The sequence below is a fragment of the Longimicrobiaceae bacterium genome, assembly GCA_035696245.1.
Classification (GTDB): Bacteria; Gemmatimonadota; Gemmatimonadetes; order Longimicrobiales; family Longimicrobiaceae; genus DASRQW01.
Map to the genome: position 1 here is coordinate 1 of DASRQW010000518.1, position 6,164 is coordinate 6,164.

Annotated in this window: 4 protein-coding genes; 3 read left to right on the plus strand and 1 reads right to left on the minus strand. The window is 68.9% G+C overall.

What is annotated here, in order from left to right:
• The 3 genes from VFE05_23065 to VFE05_23075 all read left to right on the plus strand — a co-directional run.
• Nucleotides 1-211 (plus strand): hypothetical protein (locus VFE05_23065; protein HET6232977.1); only part of this gene is annotated, 211 nt, incomplete at its 5' end.
• A gap of 371 nt (nt 212-582) precedes the next feature.
• A complete protein-coding gene (locus VFE05_23070; GenBank protein ID HET6232978.1) occupies nt 583-1,458 on the plus strand; it encodes an ABC transporter ATP-binding protein in 876 nt (291 codons plus the stop codon).
• Complete coding sequence (locus VFE05_23075) at nt 1,455-5,054, plus strand: M1 family aminopeptidase (protein HET6232979.1); 3,600 nt, start codon at nt 1,455-1,457, stop codon at nt 5,052-5,054. The genes VFE05_23070 and VFE05_23075 overlap by 4 nt, the downstream gene beginning before the upstream one ends.
• Before the next feature lie 149 nt (nt 5,055-5,203).
• On the opposite strand, the gene VFE05_23080 is transcribed toward VFE05_23075, so the two are convergent.
• Nucleotides 5,204-6,164, minus strand: a 961-nt coding sequence (locus tag VFE05_23080; GenBank protein HET6232980.1) for a Z1 domain-containing protein, incomplete at its 5' end; no start/stop codon positions are given.

Genomic DNA, 6,164 nt, shown 5'->3' on the forward strand with positions numbered 1-6,164 from the left:
CGCCGCCGACGCGCTCGCCGCGCTCATCCGCCAGAGCCCGTGGCTCCTGGCCGACCGCGCGGCCGCGCCCGCCGTGCTCGCCCTCCTCCAATCCGCCGCGGGGCACCCCGCCTTCGCCCTCCGCGTCGGCCTGGACGCCTACCGCGACGCATCCGCTGTCATCGCCCAGCTCCGCGCCGCCGTCGCGCAACGGACGCCGTCGACGGACTGATCCGCATCTCCCGAACGCAAACGCGACGAGCCGATCCCCTGCGAGGGACCGGCTCGTTTCTGTTTGATCCGCGGAGATGTGCCGTTTCGCGAATTCGCCTGAACGCGGATCCGAATCTCTGCGATCCTCATCTTCCGAAACCACACTCGAACTGCCGGCATCCACATCCGCCGATCACCGTCATCCGCACACCTGAACTCCGCATCTCCCGCATCCAAAGCGGACTTCGGCAGCCGTACATCTCCGGCGCTGAAACCGGTTCGGCGGCGGGCGCGTACCAGCGGGAGAAACCTACGTTTCCCTCCCGGTGGCCGCTTCCCCCTCCCGCGGCGCTCCGCTCCATCGAATCGAAATCAGCCGGACCGGCCGTGATGCTCACCGTCTCCAACCTCTCCAAGACGTACGCCAACGGGGTGCACGCGCTGCGTGGCGTGGACCTCTCCATCGGCCGCGGGCTTTTCGGGCTGCTGGGGCCCAACGGCGCGGGCAAGAGCACGCTCATGCGCACCCTGGCCACGCTCCAGGAGCCCGACACCGGCAGCATCGCCTTCGACGGCAACGACGTGCTGCGCGACCCGCAGGCGCACCGGCGGCACCTGGGCTACCTGCCGCAAGACTTCGGCGTGTACCCGGGCGTGAGCGCGCTGGACCTGCTGGACCACCTTGCGCTGCTCAAGGAGGTAACCGACCGCCGCGAGCGCCGCGAGCAGGTGGAGGCGCTGCTGCACCAGACCAACCTGTGGGCGCACCGCAAGAAGGCCGTGAGCGGCTACAGCGGCGGCATGCGCCAGCGCTTCGGCATCGCGCAGGCGCTGCTGGGCGACCCGCGGCTCATCATCGTCGACGAGCCCACGGCGGGGCTCGACCCCGAGGAGCGCAACCGCTTCCACAACCTGCTGGCGGAGGTGAGCGAGCAGATCGTGGTCATCCTCTCCACGCACATCGTGGAAGACGTGCGGCAGCTCTGCCCGCGCATGGCGATCCTGGCCGACGGCCGCATCCTGCGCGAGGGCGCGCCGCGGCAGCTCATCGCGGAGCTGGACGGCCGCGTGTGGCGAAAGACGGTGGAGAAGGCGTCGGTAGATGCGTACCGCGCCTCGCTGGCCGTGCTCTCCACGCAGCTCTTCGAAGGCAAGACGCTGCTGCACGTGGTGGCCGACGAGCGGCCGGAGCCCGGCTTCGAGGCCGTGGCGCCGGACCTGGAGGACGTCTACTTCTCGGTGCTCTCGGCCCGCCGGGCGGCGTGAGCGGCGTGCTCGCGGGCATCGTGCGCTTCGAGTGGCGCTACGGCACGCGGCAGGTGGCATTCGCCGCGGTCGCCGTGCTCTTCGCGGCGATGGGCTTCGCGCTCGTCGCCACCGGCTACGGCCCGGCGGAGGTGAACGTCAACTCGCCCTTCGCGGCCATGCAGGCCACCGGGCTGCTCTCGCTGCCCGCCATCTTCGTCCTCACCGTCTTCTGCACCGGCGCCGTGCAGCGCGACACCGAGCACCGCATGGCCGAGATCGTCTTCGGCACGCCGGTGGGCAAGACGCGCTACCTGCTGGGGCGCTTCGGCGGGGCGCTGCTCGTGTCCGCCACCGCGTTCTCCGCGTCCACGCTGGGCATGCTGCTGGCGCCCCTCGTCACCGTGGTCGACCCGGAGCGGCTTGGGCGGACGGACGTCGCCGCCTACCTGTGGGCGCTGCTGGTGATGGGCCTGCCGAACCTGCTCATCGCCGGGACGATCGTATTCGCCGTCGCGGCGCTCACGCGCAGCACGCTCGCCAGCTACGTGGGCGGTGTCTTCGTCTACGCCCTGTACTTCGTCTGCGCCGTACTCGTCCACTCGCCCCTGCTCGCCGGCGGCGCCCCCGTCTCCGCCGAGGCGCTGGCTCGCGCGGCGCTGATCGACCCCTTCGGCATCTCCGCCCTCTTCGAGCAGACGCGCTACTGGACGCCGGAGATGCGCGACACGCGGCTCCTGTCGCTCTCCGGCCGCTTCCTGCTGAACCGCGTCCTGTGGATGGCGGTCTCCGCCGCGATCCTCGCCGTCGTGCACCGCCGGTTCGCCCTGCGCGTGGCCACCGGCGCGAAGACGAAGATGCGGACCAGGAAGGATGCGGACGATGCGCCCGCGTCCGTGGCCGTCTACCGTCCCGTCGCCGTGAGCGGCCGCGGCGCGCGGTGGCGGGCGCTCGCATCCGCCACGCGGGTGCAGCTCGCGCACGTGCTGCGCAGCAAGCCGTTCCTGGCGCTGATGGCGCTGTGGGCGTGCGTGGCGTGGGCGAACTTCGCCGGCGGGACGGAGAGCGCGGAGTACGCCACGCGGCTCTATCCCACCACGGGCATCCTGCTCGGCATCGCCCGCTCGCCGCTGTCCGGGCTGGGCACCATCGTGCTCATCTACTTCAGCGCCGAGCTGGCGTGGCGCGACCGCTCCGCCCACCTGGCCGAGATCCTGGACGCGACGCCCACCGACAGCGCCGTATTCTATCTCGCCCGCCTGGCGGCGCTCGCCCTCACCGCCATCGTGATGACGGCGGCGACGCTGATCGTCGCGGTCGCGTTCCAGCTCTCGCGCGGCTACGTGCATCCGGAGCCGGGGCAGCTCGCAGCGTTCCTCGTCTCCGCCGGGCTGCCGCTGGTGCTCTTCGCAGTGGCCGCGCTGCTCGCGCAGACGCTGAGTCCCAACCGCTACGTAGCGATGATGGCGGCGCTGCTGCTGGCCATCGTCGCGCAGCAGGGGCCGGCGATTGGGCTGGAGCACCACCTGCTGCGCTTCGCCGCCGGGCCGCAGGCCGCGCACTCGGACATGGCGGGCGGCGGCCAGGTCGCGGACTCGTTCCGGTGGATGATGCTGTACTGGACCGCCTTCGCCGCCCTGCTCGCCTTCGCGACGGTGGGTGCGTGGCGGCGCGGGACCGTCGCTCCGCTGGGCCGCCGGCTCGCGTCCGTGCCGCGCCGGCTCGGGCGACGGGGGATGGCGGGCGCCGCGGCGTGCCTGCTCCTCTTCCTCGCCACCGGCGCGTTCGTCTTCCGCGGCACCAACGTGGTCAACGCGTACGAGACGGGCGAAGACGCGGCCGAGTGGCGCGCCGGCTACGAGCGCGCGTACCGCCGCATCGCCGACGCGCCCCAGCCCGCGATCACGTCCATCCGCGCGGACGTGGACCTGTACCCGCGCGAGCGGCGCTTCGACGTGCGCGGCACGTTCGGGCTGGAGAACCGCACGTCGCGCGCGGTCGACACCGTGTGGGTCGGCCTCCCGCAGGAGTTGGCGCGCGCGGACGTCTCGGTCGCGGGCGCGGACGCCGTCGTGCGCGACGAGCGGTTCGGGATGCGCGGCTTCCGCATGCGCCGGCCGCTGGCGCCGGGCGCGCGGGCGGAGATGTCGTACCGCATCTCCGTGGCGGAGCGCGGGATACGCACGTCCGGCTTCGACCTCTCCATCGCCGACAACGGCTCGTTCGTCACCCACCTGCGCGCCTTCTCCACGCTCGGCTACCGGCGCGGCTACGAGCTGTCCGACCCGGCCGAGCGCCGCCGCCACCACCTGCAGCCGCGCGAGGAGCTGCCCGCCTCCGGCCTCGCCGAGGCGATGGACGACGAGGCGGGCGACCGCGCCACCTTCGCCGCCACCGTCTCCACCGACGCGGACCAGACCGCCGTCGCGCCGGGAGAGCTGCGGGCGACGTGGACGCGCGGGGGCCGGCGCTACTTCCGCTACGCGTCCGAGGGGCCCATCAACCGGCAGGCCGCCTTCGCATCCGCACGCTACTCGGTGCGGCGGGAGATGCACGGCGGCGTGTCGGTAGAGGTGTACTTCCACCCCGGCCACGCGCAGAACGTGGAGCGGATGATGCGCGCCGCCACGGTGTCGCTGGACGACTTCGGCCGGGCGTTCGGGCCGTATCCGCACCGCTCGCTGCGCATCGTGGAGGTGCCGCCGTACTGGGGGTTCGGCGCGTTCGCCATGCCCGGCGTGATCTGGGTCACGGAGGACCGCGGCTTCCTCACCGACGCGCGCGACACCACGGCGCTCGACCTGGTGACGCGGCGCGTGGCGCACGAGGTGGGGCACCAGTGGTGGGCGCAGCAGGTCAACCCCGGCGCCGGCCCGGGCTCCACCTTCGTGACCGAGTCGCTGGCCAAGTATTCCGAGCAGATGGTGCTCCGCCACCTGCGCGGCGAGGGCCAGGTCGCCCGCCTCCGTGAGTTCGACCTCCAGCGCTACCTGCTGGGCCGCGCGCAGCAGAAGGAGCCCGAGCACCCGCTCGCCGCCGCGGAGGGCGAGCCGTACCTGTACTATGGCAAAGGCGCCATCGTCATGGCCGCCATCCGCGACGCGATGGGCGAGCCCGCGATGAACCGCGCACTCGCCCGCTTCGTGCGCGAGCACGCCTATCCCCGCCCGTCACCCCCGAGCGAGGACCTGATCGCCACCCTCCAGGCCGAAGCCCCGCCCGAGGCGCGCCCGCTCATCGGCCAGTGGACGCGCGAAGTGGTCACCTACGACCTCGCCGTCACCTCCGCCACGTACCAGCGCCTCCCCGACGGCCGCTATCTCGTCACCGCCCGCATCCGCGCCTCCAAGACCGCCCGCCGCGGCCCCGCCGACGTGCCGTTACCGATGGACGAGATGCTGGACATCGCGGCCTATGCCGCTGGGTCGTCCATCCCGAACGCGCCTCCGCTCTACCTCGCGAAGCACCGCATCCGTGGGCCTGGGACGGAGGTGAGCTTCGTGGTCATGGGTAAGCCCGTCACTGTGATGATAGACCCCCGCAATCTACGCGTAGAGTTGGACCGTGCTGAGAACGCGCGCGACCCTGTTTCGTGGAGCGGACGTGCAACCAGGTAAGGGAGGTTATGTCAGAAATGCTGTAGCCGGACGGGAGCGTCCCCGTCCGGCTACACGTTGTGAGCCTCGAAAGTCAAGCAGGGGGTAAGCGGAAGCTTACTTCGCGCTTCTCGAAAGACCTGACCATCCCGATCACAACGTCGCTTAGCTTAAGTCTCTGACTGTACGTCGGTAGCGAATATCGACGTGACTGCAGTGCTCGGTGTGACGATAACCGGCCACCAAAAGGGAAATCCCCGCCAACCGTTCGCTTCCTCACCGTTTTGGCGCAACAGCATCAACACCGGAATATCGACTGCCTTTGCCACGGCAACTTCCGACTGCTGCTTCGTGTCCGGCGCATCCGAGAACCGCCCTTCCTCTCTGTAGCGGGAAACGTTCCGGTCTCGAGCTGTCATCAACCAGACTTTACCTCTATTCTCCGAGTTTGAAGTTATTCGAGACAAATGCTCCAAGGCAGCCGCGTGTGCCTTCTTTTCACTATCACTCGCAATCTCAAACTCGAGGTTGTCGTATGCTCTCTCCAACAGTTCTATCGCAGTGTCAACGCTAACCAAGAGAGGTTCGGCAGGGCTCGGAGCGGTAATATCCGCAATGCGCCCGTCTAGTGCGCTCAGGCTCCGCCGTCCATCAGACTTAGCCACTGTCTGAAATCCAATAGGAAGCAAGCGCCGGCCTGGGCGGATGCTAACCACCTTTGAGGCCAAAAGCTTGTTTGGTGAGCACGGCACGACCCTGTTCTGAGAGTCTTTCTGGATGAAATAAACCCCTCGGTCGTGCGCCCCGGATACGAACGCCTCACGGAGCGCGGCGTCGAAGGCGTGAATCTTCTGCATCACCTTATACACGTGCTGTGGCGCATAAAATCTCGTCACGGCAAGATCTGCTAGAGGTCGAACGCCGTACATCCGCGAATGCTGGAGAACGGTATCCTGCTGAAATCTATTTGGATTTCGCCCGTAGTAGAAACCAATAAGGTTGTTGATCGTAACGCCACGATCAAGGATCTGCCCACCGATGAACATGTTAAATGGTGTCCTCAGTTTCAACTGCCCATTGCCATCGAGAAGCTCGTCGATGTCTTTGTCTGAGTTCACCTTGGTGATCATG

What these genes read in the sequence shown, in the direction of transcription:
- VFE05_23070 (HET6232978.1), top strand. Translation starts at nt 583, where the DNA reads ATGCTCACCGTCTCCAACCTCTCCAAGACGTACGCCAACGGGGTGCAC.